The following is a 20629-nucleotide window of genomic DNA, read 5'->3' as shown; positions in this document are numbered from 1 at the left end:
GGGAAGATAGAATTACAGCGCCTTCATAGTACCTTTCGGCAGGACGGCAGCGACGAAATCACGTTTAATGACCACTTCATTGGTCTCATTCAGCGCGATAGAAACGTAGCCAGTGTCAGACACTTTTGTTACGCGACCTACCAGGCCACCGCTGGTCAGCACTTCATCGCCCTTTGAGATGGAATCCATCAGCTTCTTGTGCTCTTTCGCACGTTTCTGCTGCGGACGCAGGATCATGAAATAGAAAATCAGACCAAACACCACCAGCATGATCACCAGAGAATACGGACTTCCCTGCGACGGTGCGCCTGCTGCGGCCACGGCGTCAGAAATGAAAAAGCTCATTAAATTTCCCTCATAGATGAATTATCAGACGTTAAAGGCGGAACTTCTTTGCCCGTCCGTTGGTAGAACTCGTTTACAAAGCGCTCTAATTTACCCTCTTCGATGGCCTGGCGTAAACCTGCCATCAGGCGCTGGTAATAGCGCAGATTGTGAATCGTGTTCAGACGCGCGCCCAGTATTTCGTTACAGCGGTCCAGATGATACAGGTAGGCGCGGCTGTAGTTGCGACAGGTGTAGCAATCACATTCGGCATCCAGTGGCGCGGTGTCATCTTTATATTTGGCGTTGCGGATTTTAACCACCCCGTCAGTCACAAACAGATGACCGTTACGCGCGTTACGGGTTGGCATCACGCAATCGAACATATCGACGCCGCGACGGACCCCTTCCACCAGATCTTCAGGTTTGCCGACGCCCATCAGATAGCGCGGTTTATCCTGCGGCAGCTGCGGGCAGACGTGCTCAAGAATACGGTGCATGTCCTGTTTAGGCTCACCCACCGCCAGGCCGCCCACAGCGTACCCATCAAAGCCAATCTCTACCAGACCTTTCACCGACACATCTCGTAAATCTTCGTAAACCGAGCCCTGGATGATGCCGAACAGCGCATTTTTGTTACCGAGGCTGTCAAAACGGTCACGGCTGCGTTTCGCCCAGCGCAGCGACATCTCCATCGAGCGTTTGGCATAGTCCCAGTCCGCCGGGTACGGCGTACATTCGTCGAAGATCATTACGATGTCGGAGCCGAGGTCATACTGAATCTCCATCGACTTTTCAGGATCGAGGAAAATCGCGTCGCCATTGATGGGGTTACGGAAGTGCACCCCGGCTTCGGTAATTTTGCGGATGTCGCCCAGGCTGAAGACCTGGAAACCACCGGAATCGGTGAGGATCGGCCCTTTCCACTGCATAAAATCATGCAGGTCGCCGTGCAGTTTCATGATCTCCTGGCCCGGACGCAGCCAGAGGTGGAAGGTGTTGCCCAGAATAATCTGCGCCCCGGTCTCCTGCACTTCTTCCGGCGTCATGCCTTTTACCGTGCCGTAGGTACCGACTGGCATAAACGCCGGGGTTTCGACCACGCCGCGATCAAAAATCAGACGGCCACGGCGCGCGCGCCCGTCTGTGGTATCAAGTTCAAATTTCACAAAGCCTCCACCGGAGAAACAGTCCGATGTCTACAACCCTGCGCCAGAAGGCGCGTCAGGTCGTGGGTTAATAAATCAGTCGCCAATCTTTTCCATCGGCGCCTGCGGATTTTTGCTGATAAACATCGCGTCACCATAACTGAAGAAACGATATTGCTCAGCCACGGCAGCGCGGTAGGCCGCCATGGTGTGCTGGTAACCGGCAAACGCCGAGACCAGCATAATCAGGGTAGATTCGGGCAGGTGGAAATTGGTGATCAGCGCATCGATCACCTGGTAGTGGTAGCCCGGATAGATAAAAATCTGGGTATCGTCGAAGAACGGCGCAATCAGCGCATCCTGACTCGCTTTGGCCGCGCTCTCCAGCGAGCGTACCGAGGTGGTACCGACCGCGACCACCTTGTTGCCGCGCGCTTTACAGGCCAGCACCGCATCCACGACCTCCTGCGGCACTTCGGCATATTCGGCGTGCATGTGGTGTTCTTCGATGTTGTCGACGCGCACCGGCTGGAAAGTGCCCGCCCCGACATGCAGCGTGACGAAGGCCATTTCAACGCCCTTCTCTTTCAGCGCCTGCAACAGCGGCTCATCGAAGTGCAAGCCGGCAGTCGGTGCTGCTACGGCCCCCGGACGGGCGCTGTAAACGGTCTGATAGAGTTCGCGGTCGGCTTCTTCATCAGGGCGATCGATGTACGGTGGCAGCGGCATATGGCCGACGCTGTTCAGGATGTCGAGTACTGCCCGATCATCGTCAAAGGCGATCTCGAACAGGGCGTCGTGACGCGCCACCATCGTCGCTTTAACGCTCTCATCTTCACCCAGCAACAGGGCTGCACCCGGCTTGGGTGCTTTTGAGGCGCGCACATGGGCCAGCACGCGCTTGTCGTCGAGCATCCGCTCCACCAGCATTTCGATTTTGCCGCCGCTGGCTTTACGTCCATAGACGCGCGCCGGGATCACGCGGGTGTTGTTGAACACCAGCAGATCGCCTGGATTGAGCTTATCCAGCACGTCGGTGAACACACCGTGCGTCAGTGCGCCGCTGGGACCGTCGAGCGACAGCAGACGACAGCCGCTGCGCTGCGCCTGGGGATAGTGGGCAATCAGGGATTCGGGCAATTCAAAAGCAAAATCGGCGACACGCATGAAAGAGTTCTTTCTCAGGCAAAAACAGGCGGCACAGTTTAGCGGAAAAACGACCAATTCTGAACAACTGGCTGCGCAAAGGCAGTTCAGCCTATAATGCACCATGAACTTTCTTGCTCATCTCCATCTGGCCCAACTGGCTGACAGCTCGCTACTCGGCAATTTAATGGCTGATTTTGTGCGCGGTAACCCGCACCAGCACTGGCCGACGCCGGTGGCTGACGGCATTCTGATGCATCGCCGGCTCGACGTCATGACCGATGCGTTGCCGGAAGTCCGTCGCGCCCGTCAGCTGTTCCGTCCGGAAACCTACCGCGTGGCCCCGATTACCCTTGATGTCATATGGGACCATTTTCTCGCCCGTCACTGGTCACACTTCACAGCTGATCTGACCCTGACGCAGTTTTCTGCCGCCGCCGAGCGCGAAATCGTGCCGCAGCTGGCGACGACGCCGGAGGAATTTCAGCGGCTGAACGCGGTGATGTGGCGCGAACGCTGGTTTGAGCACTACGCCCAGCCCGCCCGGCTGGAGCGGGTGTTGCACGGCATGGCCGCCCGCCGCCCGCGCCTGGCGGCACTGCGCGACTCTTACCACGACTTCACTGAACATTATGAACAGCTTGAAGCCCTGTTTTTCATTTTTTATCCGCGTTTAATGGCGCAGGCGACGGCCAGAACGCTGTAAAACCCGATCCTCTTCTGTTGGCTGGCAAATGCCAGCCAATTCCGCACAAAAAAGCCGCCTGCCCGCCCCTTGCCCATCTTGCCATCGGGTCTTATCTGCGGCTTAATGAAGCCTTTCTTAACAATAGTTAAGCAAAACACACAGCCAGACCGCCTGTTCAGGCGTGCCTTCCGTTCGCTATGGCAAAAAATCATAAGAGGGAAAGATGTCATCCGCTTCGCATTCTGAAATTGACGCGCGCTACCGTTACGCCTGCGACATCGCCCGTGCGGCGGCCAGCCGGGCTTATTCGTGGTATCAGCAGCGTCAAAACCTGGTGGTGGAACACAAGAGGGATCTGCAGGACGTGGTCAGCGAAGCCGATCGCAACGTCGAAGCTTTAATCAAAACGCTGATTGAGGAGCGCTTCCCGGACGATGCCGTCTACGGTGAAGAGAGCGGCGGCGAAATGGGCAACGCCAGCTTTATCTGGGTCGTCGATCCGATCGATGGCACCGCCTGCTTCGTCAACGGCCTGCCTAACTGGTGCGTCTCGCTGGCGGTGGTGTGCGACGGTGAACCGGTGATTGGCGTGGTATGCGATCCCAATCATCAGGAGCTGTTCCACGCCCGACAGGGCCAGGGGGCGTGGGTCAACGAGACCCGATTGCAGGTGCATGCTGCGCAACGTCTCAACGAAGGCCTGCTCGGTATCAGTCACTCCAGCCGCACCCCGGCCGAGAGCGTTACCCGCCTGATCGCCGGACTGACTCAACAGGGCGGCATGTTTATCCGCATTGGTTCTGGCGCGCTAACCAGCGCCTGGGCAGCCGCAGGCCGGTTAATCGGCTACTACGAAGCGCATATGCATCCGTGGGATAGCCTGCCAGGTATCGTGCTGATGCGCGAAGCCGGCGGCGTTACCAACGATTACCTCAGTAACGACGGCCTGAAAAAGGGTAATCCGGTGCTGCTGGCGAACGCCACGCTCTACCCACAGATAAAAGCGCTGACCGGCAATCGCGCGCTGGACGAATAAATGCGCGCTACCCGGTGGTACCAATGCGCGTTAACCCTGAGTGCGCTCTGGCTGCTGAGCCTGCCGTCGCAGGCGGCCCCGCCGCCTCACTATCAGCTGGAAAAGGTGGTCGAACTCAGCCGGCACGGCGTGCGGCCACCGACGCCTGCTAACCGTAAAGAGATCGAAGCCGCCAGCCAGCAACCGTGGACGGTGTGGACCACTGCGGATGGTGAGCTGACCGGTCACGGCTACAGTGCAGTGGTCAACACCGGACGCTGGCAGGGCGACCACTATCGTCAGCTCGGTTTACTGCCCGCTGGCTGCCCGACGGCAGACGACGTCTATCTGCGCGCCAGTCCGCTCCAGCGCACCCGAGCCACCGCCCAGGCGATCGCTGACGGTGCGTTTCCGGGCTGTGGCGTGCCGATCCATCAGGTGACCGGTGAGGTTGATCCGCTGTTTCAGAGCGATAAGCTGGCGTTTGCGCAAACCGATCCGCAGCAAGAGCTGGCGGCCAAGCAGCAGAAAGCGGGCGATCTGGCGCAGTTACAGCAGCAACTGCAACCGGCGATTCAGCTGCTTAAAGCCGCGGTTTGCCCGCCCACTGCGAAATGTGATTTCTTTGATCGCCCATGGCAATTCAAACAGACCCGCAGCGGCCACACCTACGTCGAAGGACTGAGCGTGATGGCCAGTATGGTTGAGACCCTGCGGCTGGGTTACAGCGAAAACCTGCCCGTCGATCAGCTGGCGTGGGGGCATATCACCACCGCGGCGCAAATTACCCGCCTGCTGCCGTTGCTGACCGCTAATTACGATTTGAGTAATGATCTGCTGTATCAGGCGCAGCGACGGGGATCGATCTTACTGCAGGCGATGCTGACCGAAATCGCCAGCAACACCTCCACTGCCCGCTGGCTAATCCTGGTGGCGCATGACACCAATATTGCGATGGTGCGCACCCTGATGGGCTTTGACTGGCAGCTGCCGGGCTACGCGCGCGGCAATATTCCGCCCGGCGGCAGTCTGGTGCTGGAGCGCTGGCGTGACAGCCAGAGCGGCGAGCGTTTTCTGCGGCTCTACTTCCAGGCACAGAGTCTTGATGGCCTGCGCCAGTTACAGCCAATTGATGACGCGCAGGATTTATTGCGTCAGGAGTGGCATCAGCCAGACTGCAGGATGACCGACGTCGGGCTGCTGTGTCCTTATCAATCGACCCTGACCGGCTGGCAAAAACGGCTGGACACCACCGCCACGCCGCCGGTTTCCATCCGGCTGCCCTGAATCGCCGCTAATCAGATTTATGCCGCGCTCGCTGCGCGGCATAAATATGCTTTATCAGTCTTAATTAGTTTTATTGATGCCGCCTGGTACTTTTCTTATTTAAATAACCCGGCTATCAGCGGCGCTAATTTTGTTTTACGATTATCGGGTCAATCATCCCTTTTTATTACTCTGATTCTCTTGAATATTTCGGCGACTGGTTTCGCCGTTTTTTTATTTATTTATCATTCTCTCTGCCCAGCCACAGCCATCCTGACGCGCTTAACGCCAATGTTTATCTGACAATCCGCTTCCACACGGATTATTAACCGCGCGCGCAGGCGTGTTATTCCACCGTCTGCAGGCGGTATCCGCAAAGATTATTTCAGAACGGGGTTATGGCTGAGATGAATAGCCGGAGCAGCGTCAGGAAAGTCAGGCGGGGAAAGAGAAGGGCCAGGTGATGGCAAATAGCAACTGCTCCCCCCGCCAGAGGGGGAGCAGTCGTGGATCAGTGCGCTTTACGTACCAGCTTATAGCCCAGCAGCAGCACTACTATCCACACCACGCCGACATAGAGCGACACCCGGGTATCCGGGAAATAGCCGATCAGCGCAATGATGAAGCAGAGGAATGCGACACCGACACCTGCGGTCCAGCTGCCGCCTGGCAGCGCAAACTTCAGCTCACTGGCAGCCTGCTTGCCGATTTTGCGACGGAAGGCGATCTGTGACAACAGGATCATGATCCACACCCAGACCGTCGCAAAGGTCGCCAGCGAAGCGATCACCAGGAACACCTTCTCTGGCATCAGGTAGTTGAGGTAGACCGCAATCAGCATGGCGAACATCATCACCACCACCGTCACCCACGGAATACCGCGTGAAGAGACCTTCATAAACATCTTCGGCGCATGTCCCTGCTGGGCCATGCCGTGCAGCATGCGGCCCACGCCAAACACGTCGCTGTTGATCGCTGACAGTGAGGCGGTCAGCACCACAAAATTAAGAATCGAGGCGGCCGCCGCGATGCCCAGATGCTGGAAGGTCAGTACAAACGGACTGCCCGAGGTGCCCACCTGATTCCACGGATAGATCGACATAATCACAAACAGTGTGCCGACATAAAACACCAGAATACGCCACGGGACCGAGTTAATGGCGCGCGGAATCGACTTCTCCGGCTCCTTCGCTTCACCGGCGGTGATACCGATAATTTCGATACCGCCGTAGGCGAACATCACCATCTGCAGCGACAGCAGCATTCCGACCACGCCGTGGGCAAAGAAGCCGCCGTTGGTCCACAGGTTATGGATGCCGGTCGGCTGGCCGCCGTTGCCGATGCCCCAGATAATCATGCCGAAACCAGCCAGAATCATCACAATGATGGTGGCGACTTTGAAGAAAGAAAACCAGAACTCCACTTCGCCGAACACCTTCACGCTCATCAGGTTGACCGCGCCGATGATCAGCACCACGCTCAGTACCCAAATCCAGTGCGGCACCTCCGGAAACCAGACGCCCATATAGATGCCGAACGCCGTGACATCGGCGATCGCCACGATCAGGATTTCGAAGCAGTAGGTCCAGCCGGTAATGTAGCCCGCCATCGGACCGAGATAATCCTGGGCATAGCGGGAGAAGGAGCTGGCCTGGGGATTGTTGACTGACATCTCGCCCAGTGCGCGCATAATGATGTAGGCCACCGCCCCGCCGATAATATAGGCGAGCAGCACGCTGGGTCCGGCCATTTTGATCGCATCGGCGGAACCATAAAACAGCCCGGTGCCAATCGCCGATCCCAGCGCCATAAAGCGGATGTGGCGCGTGCTCAGTCCGCGTTTGAGCTTATTGGTTTCTTGCATAACAACCTGTACCTGTGAAATGAAAAAACCACGGGCAAGCCCGTGGTTAAAGAAAAATCAGTGCCATCTGCTACGAGTGAACGGAAACCTGTTCGCGTCCTTTTACCCGATCCACCACGGCGGCAATCAGCAGCATCACCAGCGATGGCGGTAACCAGGCAAGTCCCTGATCGGCCAGCGGCAGGTGCTGACTGAATGCAGGCAGCAACACTTTAAACCCGGTCGTTTTAATCGCATCAACAATGCCGAACAGCAGGCTAATCAGCATCACTGGCGCAATAATCCGGCTGCTCTTGTTCCACCAGTTCAGGGTGAAGCTCAGTACCACCAGCACGATACAAGGCGGATAAATTGCCGTCAGGACCGGGATGGAGATCTGAATCAGGTGGCTCAGGCCGAGGTTTGACACCACCATCGAGAACAGACCGAGGATAAACACCAGCGTTTTATACGACAAAGGCAGGTATTGCGCAAAAAATTCCGCACAGGCGCAGGTCAGACCGACCGCCGTTACCATGCAGGCAACGAAGATCAGCGCCGCCAGGAAGAAGCTGCCCATGCTGCCAAAGGTCTGCTGGACGTAAGCGTGCAGAATCGCTGCGCCGTTCGCATTCTGATCGACCAGCGCGCCGCTGCCGGAGCCCAGTTTAAACAGGCACAGGTAGACCAGCGTCAGGCCCACGCCGGCAATCAGGCCGGCCAGAACGGTGTAGCGCGTCAGCAGCGCGGCATTATCGACGCCGCGTGAACGGGCGGCGTTGACGATCACGATGCCAAACACCAGTGCGCCCAGCGTATCCATGGTCAGATAGCCATTCACAAAACCGCTGGAGAATGCCGCGCGCTGATACTCTTCCGTCGCCGGAATAGTGCCGCCCGCTGGCCACACCAGTGCAGCAATGCCCAGTACGGTCAGCGCCACAATTTTTAACGGCGCAAGGAAATGGCCGACGGTATCGAGCAGTTTACCCGGATAGAGCGATACGCCAATCACCAGCGCAAAGTAGACCAGACTGTAAATAAACAGCGGCATCGCGCCATCACCGGTCAGCGGGGCGATACCCATCTCAAAGGAGACGGTGGCGGTGCGCGGCGTCGCGAAGAGTGGCCCGACCGCCAGGTAGCAGACGGTGGCCAGCACCAGACCGGCAACCTTGCCGATTGGGGTACTGAGCGCATCCACGCCGCCGCCGACGCGCGCCAGCGCTACCACGGTCATCACCGGCAGACCCACGGCAGTGATCAGAAAGCCAATCGCGGCGGTCCAGACGTGTTCGCCAGACTGAATACCGACCATCGGCGGGAAAATAATGTTGCCCGCGCCAACGAACAGGGCAAATGTCATGAAGCCCAGCGCGAGAATGTCTTTCGAGGTTAAACGATGTGTCATACGGCCTGTCACTGATGTTGCGGTGGAAGTTGGGTTTGTGTTGTCCCCTCGCTGCGTTAAAACCACGACCAGCCAGCCAATGTCAGCGCATTATGCTCATCGTGAGGTGAAGCGCAGGTGATTTAAGCTGCTTTTTTTCTGTTCACGGAGGGATGGATCGACAACGGGGCTAAGTAAAACGTTTATAGCGGGGAAAGGCAATACGGGATCGGAAAACCAGAAGGTTATCTCGTTATTTAAGCCACAGCCAGTGGATAGCGTTAATTTTTAACCCAGGCACACAAGATGATGTGCCTAAATAATAAACAGGCCGCGAGAATTCCCCGCATAACGCCGCTGACAAATGCACAAAAGGCGCGTTTTACGCGCCTGTTTGCACAAGTTTACAGCATTACCACACCTGTTTTGCGATATCGACCACCAGGCGGATCTTCTGCCACTGCTGCTCTTCGCTCAGGCTGTTGCCCTCTTCGGTAGAAGCAAAGCCACACTGCGGGCTGAGACAGATCTGGTCGAGGCTGACATACTGCGCCGCTTCCTGCAGACGGGCTTTCACCTGCGCCGGATCTTCCAGCTCGCCGGATTTGGTGGTGATCAGGCCCAGCACCACCTGCTGATGGCCTGGCTTGATGAAGCGCAGCGGCTCAAAACCGCCTGAACGGGCATTGTCATATTCGAGGAAGAAGGCATCGACATTGACGCTGCCGAACAGGATTTCCGCCACCGGCTCGTAGCCGCCTTCTGAAATCCAGGTTGAGCGGAAGTTACCACGGCAGACATGCAGGCCAACGGTCAGATCGGCTGGCTTATCTTCCAGCGCCTTGTTCAGCACCTGAGCATAGGTCCGCGCCAGCGCTTCCGGATCGTCGCCGCGTGCCCGGATTTCGCGTTTCTGATCTTCAGAGCAGAGATACGCCCAGACGGTGTCATCCAGTTGCAGATAGCGGCAGCCAGCGGCGTAAAACGCTTTAATAGCGTCTTTATAAGTCTGTGCCAGGTCGTCAAAGTAATCAGCCAGGTCCGGATAGACCTCTGCATCGATCACTTTGCGCCCGCCACGGAAGTGCAGCACGCTGGGGCTGGGAATGGTCATTTTTGGCATTGCATCACCGGCGACGCTTTGCAAAAAGCGGAAATGCTCCAGCATCGGATGGCTGGAAAAACCGAGCTTACTTACCACTTTCACGCCATGCGCTTTGGTCTGCACGCCGTTGAACTGGATACCCTGCTCCGCTTCATACGCTTCCACGCCATCCAGGCCGTAGAAAAAGTCGAAGTGCCACCAGCCGCGACGAAATTCGCCATCGGTCACCACCTGCAGGCCATTTTCGCGCTGTTTTGCCACCACATCGCGGATGGCGTCATCTTCAACCTGCCGCAGGGCTGCCGCATCAATTTCACCGGCGGCGAACTGCTCACGCGCTTGCTTAATCGCGGCGGGACGCAGAAAACTGCCGACGGTATCAGCACGGAACGGGGCGGTATTTCTTTGCATGATCACTCCTGTCTCGCCTGCCGGTGGTTTCAGCAGGAAATAATTGCGCTCTGTTATTTATAGCCATCTGGATGGCTATACGTCTGAACGCAGGATGACACGTGCCGCCGTCCGCTGCAATAGAAGAAAATTCACCGCTCATGAAGAAAATTCATGTTGGTTGATAAGATGAGGTGCTGCCCAGCTTTGCAGCGGCTAAGGAGAGCCGTCTGTTACGCCGGTGACGATGATATTTACAGCAGCTAAGAAGAGCAGAAGGTGCGACCAGAGGTGAATCGTCCAGCGCCGGTTAAGCAAAGTGTTACGCGCCTGAAGACGACCGATACAGCGCCGCGTGCCGGTCGCGGATAAGCAAAGCCATACGCGCCTGAAGACGATCGGTTAAACGCCGCGCGCCGGTCAAGCACATGCAGAACGCGCGCCTGAAGATGATCGATTAAGCGTGATGCCTGCCTGAAAAGGGTTAATTAAGCGCCGCGCGCGCCTGCGCCATCTGGCTATCAGAGAGCGGCAGATATCCCGCCTCGCTGACCCGTCGCTGTCCCTGCACCGAGAGCACCTGCTGCAGGAACGCTGCCACCAGCGGCGGCAATGGCTGACCCGGCGCCTTGTTGACGTACAGATAGAGCGGACGGGCCCACGGATAACGACCACTGCGGATCGCCTCTGCGTCGGGTGCTACAGCCTCACCCCGAGGGTTCACCACCGCCAGCATTTTTACGCCGCTGAGATGGAAGCCAAAACTGGCGTAACCGATGCTGCGTGGATTGCCGGCCACCGCCTGTACCACCGCTGCCGAACCGGGAAATTCGGCTACGTCATTGCGAAAATCGCCCTGACAGAGCGCCTGCTGCTTGAAGAATCCCCAGGTGCCGGACGCCGAGTTGCGTCCGTAGCGCTGGATCGGTCGGCGGACCCACTCAGATGCCTGCGTGCCGAGATCGCCCCAGCGTTGCGGCACCGATGTCGCGCCACACAGGCGGGTAATCGAGAAAATGGCGTCGAGCTGACGCGGCGTAATCTGCTGCAGCGGATTGCGTTGATTAACCACCACCACCAGCGCATCCATCGCTACCGGTACCGCCAGCGGAGGATAACCATAGCGCGCTTCAAACGCCTGCCGTTCATCCGCCTGCATCGGGCGGCTCATTGGTCCAAGCTGCGCCGCACCGGCAGCCAGCGCAGTCGGCGCGGTCGACGAACCGGAAGCCTGCACCTGCACATTGACGCCCGGAGCCTGCCGGCTGAAATCCTCGCCCCACAGCGTCATCAGGTAGCCCAGCGTATCGGACCCGACGCTGCTGAGGTTGCCCGACAGCGTGCCGGACTGGGCCAGCGCCATGCCTGGCAATAAAATGACCATCAACAAAACAAGTGCGCGCATCAAGCAGATCCGTCAGCCATTAATGGAAGCATTCTCCTGCATCCCACTGCTGACAATCAACCTTGCCGGCAGGGTAAAGGTAAAACAGGTCTCCTGATGCGGCACGCTGGTGATATCCAGCCGCGCATTATGGTGGCTCAGGGCATGTTTCACGATCGCCAGCCCCAGCCCGCTGCCGCCGGTCGCCCGCGATCGCGCCTTATCGACCCGGTAGAAACGCTCGGTGAGACGGGGAATATGTTCAGCCGCGATGCCCGGCCCGTTATCGCACACCCGAAACGTTGCGCCCTGCTTGCTGCGCAGCCAGCTGATATCAATGCGCGTGCCCTCCGGCGTATGATTTACCGCGTTGTAGACCAGGTTGGAGATGGCGCTGCGCAGCTGTTCATCGTTGCCGAACACTTTCAGATGCGGATCGGTATGGAAATGGATGTCGTGACGTCCGCCGCTCAGGGTGGCGGCCTCATGCTGCAGCAGCCGGAGCATCACCGGCACATCAACCTTCTCTTTCAGATCGATCGCCGGCGCAGCTTCAATCCGCGACAGCGTCAGCAGCTGTTTAACCAGGCTATCCATGCGGCGCGTCTGCTCTGACATGGTATGCAGCGCCTTACCGCGTGAACGCTCGTTCATCACCGAGTCATTCATCATCTCCAGATAGCCCTGCAGCACCGTCAGCGGGGTGCGCAGTTCATGGCTGACGTTGGCAAAGAAGTTACGCCGCGCCCCCTCCAGCTGATGCATCTGAGTGACGTCACGCGCCACCAGCAGCCACTGGCCTTCACTGTAGGGCATAACGCGAAATTCCATGTGGTACTGGTTATTCAGCACCAGCGTCAGCGGTTTGTCGAAGTCACGCTGGCGGATATAGCGCGAGAATTCCGGATAGCGCAGCAGGTTAAGGATGTTCTGGCCATTATCTTCTGGCCAGCGTAGCCCGAGATGCTGTTGTGCCAGCCCGTTGCACCAGAAAATGGTGCCCTCTTCGGTGGTGAGGATCACCGCATCCGGCAGCGACTCGGCGCCGCTGCGAAAGCGTTTAATCAGGTTGCCGAGTTCGCGCCGCCGCCGCCGGTTGCGTAACTGCATCTGGTAGAGCCCGTAAAACAGCGGTTCCCAGCTGGCCCGCCCGGCTGGCGGCGTCATGGTACGATCGAGCCACAACCAGTGCGACAGGCGCATCAGGTTGTGGAAATGCCACAGCAGCACCGCCAGCACGCTCAGCAACAGCAGCCACGGCAGATAACCGAACAGCAGGCCAAGCAGCAGCGCAGGCAGACACGCCAGCAGCAGTTCTGACAGTAATCTCTTCCAGGAGAGGCGTTCCAGCACGGTGAAAACTCCGTTTAGTAGCGGGCAGAGAAACGATACCCTGTTCCACGGACGGTTTGTACCATGCGATCGTGGCCGGAGACTTCCAGCGCTTTACGTAAACGGCGAATGTGAACATCGACGGTGCGATCTTCGACATACACGTTGGTGCCCCAGACGTGGTTCAGCAGCTGTTCGCGGCTATAAACCCGCTCCGGGTGGGTCATAAAGAAGTGCAGCAGTTTATATTCGGTAGGGCCCATTTCCAGCGGCGTGGTTTCCGACATCACCCGGTGCGAGGAGGGATCCAGGCTCAGTCCCTGCATCTCAATCACCTCTTCCACCGCCATCGGTGAAATACGGCGCATGACGGCTTTGATGCGCGCCATCAGCTCTTTTGGCGAGAACGGCTTGGTGATGTAATCGTCAGCGCCGACTTCCAGCCCGCGCACCCGGTCCTCTTCTTCACCGCGGGCGGTGAGCATCATCACCGGAATATCGCGGGTCATCGCTTCGCGTTTCAGATGCTTAATAAACTGAATGCCGCTGCCGCCGGGTAACATCCAGTCCAGCAGAATCAGATCGGGCCAGGGTTCAATCAGCTTACCCACTGCGCTGTCATAATCTTCCGCCTCAATTGGCTGATAGTCGTTCTGCTCCAGAACAAAGCACAACATTTCACGGATTGGGGCTTCATCTTCCACAACCAAAATGCGCTTAGCCATTATTACTCCTGCTGATATGACGGCTGTCACTGAGATTCGCGGCGCCATTATGCGTCAGATTTGTGACACTTTTATGAAAAACATACCCGCTCATTCAGGCCAGTGGTAATCAATTATGACCGCGCAGCGACAATTTTTCGCTTTGGCCACAGAGCCAGTATAATCGCCGGGCGAATTACAACGGCAGGGAGTTTTATGCGCATCATTCATACTGCGGACTGGCATCTGGGGCAGTTCTTTTACAACAAGAGTCGGGCAGCGGAACATCAGGCGTTTCTCGACTGGTTGTTGATCCAGATCGAACAGCATCAGGTGGATGCGTTAATCGTGGCGGGCGATCTGTTCGATACCGGCACCCCGCCCAGCTACGCGCGCGAAATGTTCAACCGCTTTGTGGTGGCGCTGCAGCCCAGCGGCTGTCAGCTGATTGTGCTGGCGGGCAATCACGACTCGGTGGCGACGCTCAATGAGTCATGCGAACTGCTCGCCTGCCTGAATACCCGGGTGATCGCCACGCCCGAGGCCAACAGCGATGTGCTGCTGCTCACCACCCGTCAGGGCGCGCCGGGCGTGCTGCTGTGCGCCATTCCATATCTGCGGCCGCGCGACATCCTGCGCAGCCGCGCCGGCCAGTCCGGACGCGACAAGCAGACCTCGCTGCTGGAGGCGATTGCTCATCATTATCAGCAGCGCGTGGCTGCCGCGCGGGCGCTGGACCCGGCTCTGCCAATCGTGGCCACCGGCCATCTCACCACCGTCGGCGTCAGCCAGAGCGACTCGGTACGTGACATCTATATCGGCACGCTGGACGCCTTTCCGGCCGCCGCCTTTCCTGAGGTCGATTACATCGCGCTCGGCCACATTCATCGCGCTCAGCGGGTAGCGGGCACCGAGCACATCCGTTACAGCGGCTCGCCGATTGCACTCAGTTTTGATGAACTGGGCAGTGAAAAAAGCGTCTTCCTGCTGGACTTCACCCCGCGCGGTTTGCAAACGGTGACGCCGCTGGTGGTGCCGCAGGTGCAGCCGATGCAGGTACTGAAAGGCTCACTGGCACAGATTGCGCAGCAGCTCAGCGATTTCAGCGGCGTGCAGCAGGAAAAACCGACCTGGCTGGATATCGAAGTCACTACTCAGGAGTACCTCAGCGACCTGCAGCGCCAGGTGGAAACCCTGACCGCAGAACTGCCGGTGGAAGTGTTGCTGTTGCGCCGCAGCCGCGAGCAGCGTCAGCACAGTCTGGCGCGACTCGACAACGAAACCCTGAGCGAACTGAAAGTGGAAGAGGTGTTTGCCCGTCGCATGGCGCTGGATAGTGAACTGCAACCGCAGCAGATCGATCAGATGACCACCCTGTTCCGCCAGACGCTGGCCGACATTGAGGAGCCACAGTGAAGATCCTCACGCTACGGTTTAAAAACCTTAACGCACTGCGCGGTGAATGGTTTATCGATTTCCGCGCCGAACCCTTCGCCAGCAACGGGCTGTTCGCGATTACCGGTGCCACCGGCGCAGGCAAAACCACGCTGCTGGATGCCATCTGTCTGGCACTCTATCACCAGACGCCGCGTCTCGGCGCCATCTCCCAGAGCCAGAATGCGCTGATGACCCGCGACTGCGCCGAGTGTCTGGCCGAAGTGGAATTTGAGATTAAAGGCGAAGCCTGGCGCGCCTTCTGGAGCCAGAACCGCGCACGCGGCACCGCCGACGGCAAACTGCAGGCGCCGCGGGTGGAGCTGGCGCGCTGTGCCGACGATACCATCGTCGCCGACAAGGTCGGTGACAAACTGAGGCTGATTGAGACCCTTTCCGGCCTCGACTTTGAGCGTTTTACCCGCTCGATGATGCTCTCCCAGGGACAGTTCGCCGCCTTCCTCAACGCCAAAGCCAGCGAACGGGCCGAACTGCTGGAAGAGCTGACCGGCACCGAAATTTACGGCCAGATTTCCGCCGCGATATATGAACGCCATAAAGAGGCAAAAACCGCGCTCGACCTGCTGCGCAGCCGGGCGGGCGCCATGGCGCTGCTGGATGACGACACCCGCACCGCGCTGCAACAGCAGATGCTGCAACTGAGCGCGGCGGAACAGACGCTGAGTCGTGACTATCAGCACGCCCAGCAGCAGCAGCAGTGGCAGCAACAGGCGCAGCAGCTCCAGCAGGATATCGCGCAGACCCGCCAGGCGCTGCAACAGGCGGAGGCGGCGGCGCAGGCCGCTGAAGCGGACCGGCAGCGGCTGGCGCGCAGCGAACCGGCTGAAAAGCTGCGGGCTACCCTGCAGCAGCGCGACGAACGGGCGAACGCGCTGCGTGAGGTACGCAGTCAGCAGCAGCAGCTGTCCGACGCGCACCAGCAGGCGCTGGCTGAACAGCAACGCCAGCAGCAGCACTATGCCGCCGCCCAGGCCGCGGCGGAACAGGCACGCCAGCAACAGCAGCAACAGGAGAGCCTGCTGACCGAACAGGTGATGCCCCTGGATCAGTCACTACAGGCACTGCAACAGCAGCTGACGCAGCAGCAGCAGGAAAAAGATCGCCAGCAGCAGCAGTGCGATCGGACTCAAGGTACGCTGACCGATCAGACTCACCAGCTTAGCGCCTTACAACAGGCGATCGCGGAGCAGCAAACCCTGCGTCAGCAGTTAGCCGATATGGCGCAATGGGGCGCATCGCTGCCGCTGTGGCAGGAACGGTTTGCCCAGCTGGCGCAGCGCGAGGCGACCCTCGCCGGACTGGTGCAACAGCAGCAGCAACAGCAGCAGAAAATCGCGGCGCAGCAAGCAGAACGGGAACAGCAGGCGAAGCAGGCCTTACCCCGCCAGCAGGCTGAGCAGGCCGCCGCTCAGGCGCTGCTGCAAGCAGAGCAAGTACTAACTTCGCTGCAGGAGCAGCATCCGCCAGCCGCGCTACGCGAGGCGCTAAGCCAGCTGCACAGCAGCCGCGCGGCGCGGCAGCAGCTGTTACTGCTTTCCACTCAATGGCACCCGCTGCATCAGCAGCTTGGTCAGCGCCAGCAGCAGCTGGCCGGGCTGGAAAAAGCTCACCAGCAGGCGGAGGCGGAATTACACAGCCTGCGCGAAACATGGAAACGCGAGAAACAGCAGCTGGATGATGTCGATAAAATCTGCGCGCTGGAGCAGCAGATTGCCGATCTTTCGCAGTATCGCGCCCGGCTCACACCAGACCAGCCCTGTCCGCTGTGTGGCTCCTGCACGCATCCGGCAGTCGCCAGCTACAGCACGCTGGAAATCAGCGCCAATCAACAGCGACGCGCTGCCCTGCAACAGCAGGTCGATGCACTGCGCGAAGCGGGTACCGCCAAAAAAGAACAGTTAAAGCAGTCGGCGACCCAGCAGCAGACGCTGCGCGACGACATTGCCGAAACCCAGCGGCAGCTTGCTGGTCTGGAGCAGCAATGGCAGGCGCTCAGCGGTGAGCTGGCACTTACCTTCACCCTGTCAGATCGCGACGCACTGACCCAGTGGCAGCAGCAGCAAAATCAACGCGAACAGCAGCTTGAGCAGCAGCGACAGGCGCTGGAGGCGGCTGAGCAGGCGCGCCAGGCGGCAAAAGATCACCATCTTCAGCAGTCGCAGGCCTGGCAGCAGCATCTGCAGGCCGAACAGCTGGCACAGCAGTCGCTGGATAACCTGCAGCAGGCGCTCAGCGCGCTGCAACAGCGCCAGCAGCAGGAACAGGCGAGCTGGCAGCAGTTGCAGGACGCGGTACAGCAGCAGTTCAGCCAGCATGGCCTGAGCCTGCCTGCCGCCGCTGAACGTGAATCCTGGCTGGCTGCTCAGCAATCCCGCTGGCAGCGCTGGCAGGAAAGTGAGCAACTACTCGCTAACCTGCAGCCGCAGCTGCTGCGCGGCGAAACTCAGCTGACTGCGCTGCAACAACAGGCTGAACGTGAACAGCAGCAGCTGACCACTCAGCAGCAGCAACTGCACCACCATCAGACCCGGCTCGACGAGATGCGCCAGCAGCGTCAGGCGCTGTTTGGCGATCGCGAGGTCGCCGTGGCCCGCCAGCAGATGCAGGCCAGCCTCCGCCAGCATGAGGCGCAGCTCGCGCAGCAGCTGGAGGGGTTACAGCGGGCGCAAAGCGGAGTCAGCAGCCTGCAGGGCCAGCTGGCGGTGCTGGAGAGCCAGCGGCAACAGCTGGTCACCCGTCTGGCTGAGGCGGAACAGACCCTGCTGCAGGCGCTGACCGCCGCCGGGTTCCGTGATGAAGCCACGCTGCGCGCCGCGCTGCTGGACGAGCAAACCGCGCAGCAGCTGCGTCAACAGCTGCAGCAGATCGATCAGCACCATCAGCAGCAACAGACGCGGCTGGCGGATCTGCATCAGCGGCAGGCGGCGCACCAGCAGGCGCAGCCCGCTGCGATGCCAGCCTCGGCTGAGGCGCTGGCGCAGCAGCTGGAACAGCTGCGGCTGGCGCTACGTGACAATGCCAGCCAGCAGGGCCAGATACAGCAACAGCTACAGAGCGATGCCAGCCTGCGCCAGCAGCAGCAGAGCCTGATGACGCAGATTGCAGAGGACGAAACGGTGCTGGCGCAGTGGGGATTGCTCAACGATCTGATTGGCTCCGCCAGCGGCGACAAGTTCCGGCGCTTTGCCCAGGGCTTAACGCTGGATCACCTGGTGGCGCTCGCCAACCGTCAGCTCGACCGGCTGCACGGCCGTTATCTGCTGCAGCGTCGGGCGCAGGATCTGCTGGAGCTGGACGTGGTGGATACCTGGCAGGCTGACACGGCGCGCGATACCCGCACCCTGTCCGGCGGCGAGAGCTTTCTCGTTAGCCTGGCGCTGGCACTGGCGTTATCCGATCTGGTCAGCCACAAAACCCGTATCGAATCGCTGTTTCTCGACGAAGGCTTCGGCACGCTGGATGCGCAAACGCTCGATACCGCGCTGGACGCGCTGGATGCGCTCAACGCCAGCGGCAAAACCATCGGCGTGATCAGTCACGTTGAAGCGATGAAAGAGCGGATTCCGGTGCAGATCAAGGTGAGAAAAATGAATGGGCTGGGCTACAGCCAGCTGGAGTTGCCGCAGGGATAACGGGCGCCGCAGCGCCCGCTTTGTTGCCGATCAGCGGGCGCTAATCAGCCTGTAGCGCGGTCCGGTCAGCAAACCACCCTGCTCATTCTGTGCCAGCAGGCGATTGCTGGTCAGGCCGGCAATCGAGTGGGCTTTATCGCTGACGTTGTTGGCGATCTGTTTGATCGCCGCACTGACCAGCATGCCAACCAGTCCGCCATTGTTGTTGTTGCCCTGCTCACTGTCACTGGCGGTGGCATAGCCCTGCCAGAGCTCTTTACCGCTGCGCAGATCCACCAGCCGCGCGGTGGCTGACACGGTGGTCACGCTGTCGATCACCCGATAGCTGCTGCCATAATCGGTGATCGAGATATAGAGCGCGCTGTCGGCGTGAAAGATCTTATTCAGGCGAGCCGGGCTGACGGCCTGGATTTCACTGCCGCTGGTCAGGCCATTCTGCTGGAAAGTCTCTTCCACCACCGCCACCGGAAACACGTAGTAACCCGCTTCGGCCAGCGGCTGGGTCACCAGCGAGGTCAGACTGTGAGCGGCATTAATGTCCGGAGCTTTGTTTTCGGCCGGTAATACCAGAATAGACGCCGGCTTGCTGGCGCGAAACGCGCTGTAGTCATACGGTTTTTTGTGCTGCGCACAGCCGGTCAGCAGCAGCACGGCCAGTGCGCCGCCCAGGGCAATCAGTTTTTTCACCGGGTCACTCCTTGTTTGTTACTCATCAGAAAATCCATGTAAGGGCCAGCTTCCGGAAACAGCTGCTTTTCCGTGGCAAACTGGCCAAAGGCTTTATTGGTATCACCGGTTTTGGCGTACAGCAGGCCGAGCTGAGCGTGCAGCCCTGGCGCGACCGGCTGGTTTACCGCACGGGCTTTTTCAATATCAAGATTCAGCGCGTCGATTTGCTTCTGCGGATCGCTATCTTTCTGGTAATAGCTGTAAATCTGCTGCTGATAGTCGCCCCAGTAGTAGATCGTTTTCGGCGCTTTCGGCGCACAGCCCGCCAGCAGCGCAGCCGTCATCAGCAGGCCGCCCAGTGTGATTATTTTCATTTACTGCTTCCTTATTTAGCCGGACGCCAGGCGCCGTTGTTGATTCCATCCACTAAATGATCGACCGCTTCACGAATCGCCAGATCCATCACTTTGCCGTTCAGCGTTGAGTCGTAGCTGCTGGTGCCGCCAAAACCGATGATTTCCCGGGCGGAAAGCTGATATTCGCCCGCGCCCTGCGCGCTGAACACCACTTCGGAGGTAGTGACGTCCACCACGTTGAGATTAACTTTGGCGTAGGCGATCTGGCTCTTACCCCGGCCGAGAATGCCCCACAGCTGCTGATCGCCCACTTCTTTACGGCCAAACTCGGTGATATCACCGGTGATGATGTAGTTCGCGCCTTTGATATTTTGCTGGCTGCGCTTGAAGTCCGCTTCCTGCTCTAACTCTTTCAGGTTGCTGCGGTCGAGCACGCTGAAGCGGTTAGTCTGCTGCAGGTGGGTGATCAGAATGGTTTTTGACTGATTGCCCAGCCGGTCAACGCCATCGGAGAAGATGCCGTTCATATACGAAGAGCGGTTATCAAACTGACCGACGGCAATCGGACTGCGCACCCCCTGGTAAGCGGGCTGGCTGGCCGCGCGGACCTGGGGTGCCTCGATGGCTCGGGATGATTCGGTGGCGCACCCGCTGATCAGCGAAGCACTTAATAAGGTGAGTGCCGCAACGGCATATTTTCTCTGCATTTCTAATCCATGAATAAATAATAAGAAACCGCAATGGGGGCGGTAAATTCTGGTTCTGCCGACAGTCGGAGTAAT

17 protein-coding genes are annotated in these 20629 nt (G+C 58.9%); 5 read left to right on the top strand and 12 right to left on the bottom strand.

All coding sequences use genetic code 11. The features are described from left to right. Window positions 1–12: 12 nt before the first annotated feature. The 3 genes from yajC to queA form a co-directional block, all read right to left on the bottom strand. Entirely contained in the window at window positions 13–345 is a 333-nt protein-coding gene (gene yajC, locus AC6I8I_RS04320) for a preprotein translocase subunit YajC (protein WP_031374695.1), read from the bottom strand. Beyond that, a complete protein-coding gene (gene tgt / locus AC6I8I_RS04315) occupies window positions 345–1493 on the bottom strand; it encodes a tRNA guanosine(34) transglycosylase Tgt (protein ID WP_031374696.1) in 1149 nt (382 codons plus the stop codon). The genes yajC and tgt overlap by 1 nt, the downstream gene beginning before the upstream one ends. Window positions 1494–1568: 75 nt before the next feature. Further along, window positions 1569–2639, bottom strand: coding sequence for a tRNA preQ1(34) S-adenosylmethionine ribosyltransferase-isomerase QueA (gene queA / locus AC6I8I_RS04310; RefSeq protein ID WP_031374697.1), 1071 nt, complete (start codon window positions 2637–2639; stop codon window positions 1569–1571). A 103-nt stretch (window positions 2640–2742) separates the two neighbouring features. Between queA and AC6I8I_RS04305 the strand changes: the two genes are divergently transcribed. From AC6I8I_RS04305 to AC6I8I_RS04295, 3 genes are all read left to right on the top strand, one after another. Next, entirely contained in the window at window positions 2743–3324 is a 582-nt protein-coding gene (locus tag AC6I8I_RS04305) for an acyl carrier protein phosphodiesterase (RefSeq protein ID WP_312057254.1), read from the top strand. Window positions 3325–3529: 205 nt separating this feature from the next. Further along, window positions 3530–4342 (top strand): inositol monophosphatase family protein, encoded by an 813-nt coding sequence (locus AC6I8I_RS04300; protein WP_497828358.1) that lies wholly within the window; start codon window positions 3530–3532, stop codon window positions 4340–4342. Then, complete coding sequence (locus AC6I8I_RS04295) at window positions 4343–5608, top strand: histidine-type phosphatase (protein WP_312057252.1); 1266 nt, start codon at window positions 4343–4345, stop codon at window positions 5606–5608. It abuts the gene before it with no gap. A gap of 490 nt (window positions 5609–6098) precedes the next feature. Here AC6I8I_RS04295 and proY read toward each other — a convergent pair whose 3' ends face one another. The 6 genes from proY to phoB all read right to left on the bottom strand — a co-directional run bounded on the left by proY (window position 6099) and on the right by phoB (window position 13756). After that, window positions 6099–7451: a proline-specific permease ProY gene (gene proY / locus AC6I8I_RS04290; protein ID WP_312057251.1), complete on the bottom strand. Its 1353-nt coding sequence runs from the start codon at window positions 7449–7451 to the stop codon at window positions 6099–6101. A 70-nt stretch (window positions 7452–7521) separates the two neighbouring features. Beyond that, window positions 7522–8841 carry a branched-chain amino acid transporter carrier protein BrnQ gene (brnQ, locus tag AC6I8I_RS04285; protein WP_312057250.1) on the bottom strand — a complete coding sequence of 440 codons (1320 nt, stop codon included), beginning with the start codon at window positions 8839–8841 and terminating at the stop codon, window positions 7522–7524. Window positions 8842–9232: 391 nt separating this feature from the next. Beyond that, window positions 9233–10336 (bottom strand): cobalamin-independent methionine synthase II family protein, encoded by a 1104-nt coding sequence (locus tag AC6I8I_RS04280; protein ID WP_312758303.1) that lies wholly within the window; start codon window positions 10334–10336, stop codon window positions 9233–9235. Between the two features lie 463 nt (window positions 10337–10799). Continuing rightward, window positions 10800–11720, bottom strand: coding sequence for a PstS family phosphate ABC transporter substrate-binding protein (locus AC6I8I_RS04275; RefSeq protein ID WP_497828357.1), 921 nt, complete (start codon window positions 11718–11720; stop codon window positions 10800–10802). Between the two features lie 12 nt (window positions 11721–11732). Further along, window positions 11733–13052 carry a phosphate regulon sensor histidine kinase PhoR gene (phoR, locus tag AC6I8I_RS04270; protein ID WP_312057247.1) on the bottom strand — a complete coding sequence of 440 codons (1320 nt, stop codon included), beginning with the start codon at window positions 13050–13052 and terminating at the stop codon, window positions 11733–11735. Window positions 13053–13066: 14 nt separating this feature from the next. After that, window positions 13067–13756: a phosphate response regulator transcription factor PhoB gene (phoB, locus tag AC6I8I_RS04265; protein ID WP_003852491.1), complete on the bottom strand. Its 690-nt coding sequence runs from the start codon at window positions 13754–13756 to the stop codon at window positions 13067–13069. 195 nt (window positions 13757–13951) lie between these two features. Between phoB and sbcD the strand changes: the two genes are divergently transcribed. Together sbcD and AC6I8I_RS04255 are read left to right on the top strand one after the other, a co-directional pair. Continuing rightward, window positions 13952–15151: an exonuclease subunit SbcD gene (gene sbcD / locus AC6I8I_RS04260; RefSeq protein ID WP_497828356.1), complete on the top strand. Its 1200-nt coding sequence runs from the start codon at window positions 13952–13954 to the stop codon at window positions 15149–15151. Further along, window positions 15148–18822, top strand: a complete 3675-nt coding sequence (locus tag AC6I8I_RS04255) for an AAA family ATPase (RefSeq protein ID WP_497828355.1) — start codon at window positions 15148–15150, stop codon at window positions 18820–18822. Before sbcD ends, AC6I8I_RS04255 begins: the two co-directional genes overlap by 4 nt. A gap of 30 nt (window positions 18823–18852) precedes the next feature. Here the strand turns inward: AC6I8I_RS04255 and AC6I8I_RS04250 are convergent, their stop codons facing one another. From AC6I8I_RS04250 to AC6I8I_RS04240, 3 genes are read right to left on the bottom strand one after another with little or no spacing between them, the layout of a single operon-like run. Then, window positions 18853–19509 carry a DUF799 domain-containing protein gene (locus AC6I8I_RS04250; RefSeq protein WP_312057243.1) on the bottom strand — a complete coding sequence of 219 codons (657 nt, stop codon included), beginning with the start codon at window positions 19507–19509 and terminating at the stop codon, window positions 18853–18855. After that, a complete protein-coding gene (locus tag AC6I8I_RS04245; RefSeq protein ID WP_312057242.1) occupies window positions 19506–19865 on the bottom strand; it encodes a DUF4810 domain-containing protein in 360 nt (119 codons plus the stop codon). Before AC6I8I_RS04245 ends, AC6I8I_RS04250 begins: the two co-directional genes overlap by 4 nt. An 11-nt stretch (window positions 19866–19876) precedes the next feature. After that, a complete protein-coding gene (locus tag AC6I8I_RS04240) occupies window positions 19877–20554 on the bottom strand; it encodes a CsgG/HfaB family protein (RefSeq protein ID WP_312057240.1) in 678 nt (225 codons plus the stop codon). Window positions 20555–20629: the final 75 nt, after the last annotated feature.

Source organism: Pantoea sp. X-Soil-YNGN-775 (genome assembly GCF_059730575.1).
This window is presented reverse-complemented; position numbering and strand designations above follow the sequence as displayed.

What these genes read in the sequence shown, in the direction of transcription:
- yajC (WP_031374695.1), bottom strand. Translation starts at nt 345, where the DNA reads ATGAGCTTTTTCATTTCTGACGCCGTGGCCGCAGCAGGCGCACCGTCG.
- queA (WP_031374697.1), bottom strand. Translation starts at nt 2,639, where the DNA reads ATGCGTGTCGCCGATTTTGCTTTTGAATTGCCCGAATCCCTGATTGCC.
- AC6I8I_RS04305 (WP_312057254.1), top strand. Translation starts at nt 2,743, where the DNA reads ATGAACTTTCTTGCTCATCTCCATCTGGCCCAACTGGCTGACAGCTCG.
- AC6I8I_RS04300 (WP_497828358.1), top strand. Translation starts at nt 3,530, where the DNA reads ATGTCATCCGCTTCGCATTCTGAAATTGACGCGCGCTACCGTTACGCC.
- AC6I8I_RS04295 (WP_312057252.1), top strand. Translation starts at nt 4,343, where the DNA reads ATGCGCGCTACCCGGTGGTACCAATGCGCGTTAACCCTGAGTGCGCTC.
- proY (WP_312057251.1), bottom strand. Translation starts at nt 7,451, where the DNA reads ATGCAAGAAACCAATAAGCTCAAACGCGGACTGAGCACGCGCCACATC.
- brnQ (WP_312057250.1), bottom strand. Translation starts at nt 8,841, where the DNA reads ATGACACATCGTTTAACCTCGAAAGACATTCTCGCGCTGGGCTTCATG.
- AC6I8I_RS04280 (WP_312758303.1), bottom strand. Translation starts at nt 10,336, where the DNA reads ATGCAAAGAAATACCGCCCCGTTCCGTGCTGATACCGTCGGCAGTTTT.
- AC6I8I_RS04275 (WP_497828357.1), bottom strand. Translation starts at nt 11,720, where the DNA reads ATGCGCGCACTTGTTTTGTTGATGGTCATTTTATTGCCAGGCATGGCG.
- phoB (WP_003852491.1), bottom strand. Translation starts at nt 13,756, where the DNA reads ATGGCTAAGCGCATTTTGGTTGTGGAAGATGAAGCCCCAATCCGTGAA.
- sbcD (WP_497828356.1), top strand. Translation starts at nt 13,952, where the DNA reads ATGCGCATCATTCATACTGCGGACTGGCATCTGGGGCAGTTCTTTTAC.
- AC6I8I_RS04245 (WP_312057242.1), bottom strand. Translation starts at nt 19,865, where the DNA reads ATGAAAATAATCACACTGGGCGGCCTGCTGATGACGGCTGCGCTGCTG.
- AC6I8I_RS04240 (WP_312057240.1), bottom strand. Translation starts at nt 20,554, where the DNA reads ATGCAGAGAAAATATGCCGTTGCGGCACTCACCTTATTAAGTGCTTCG.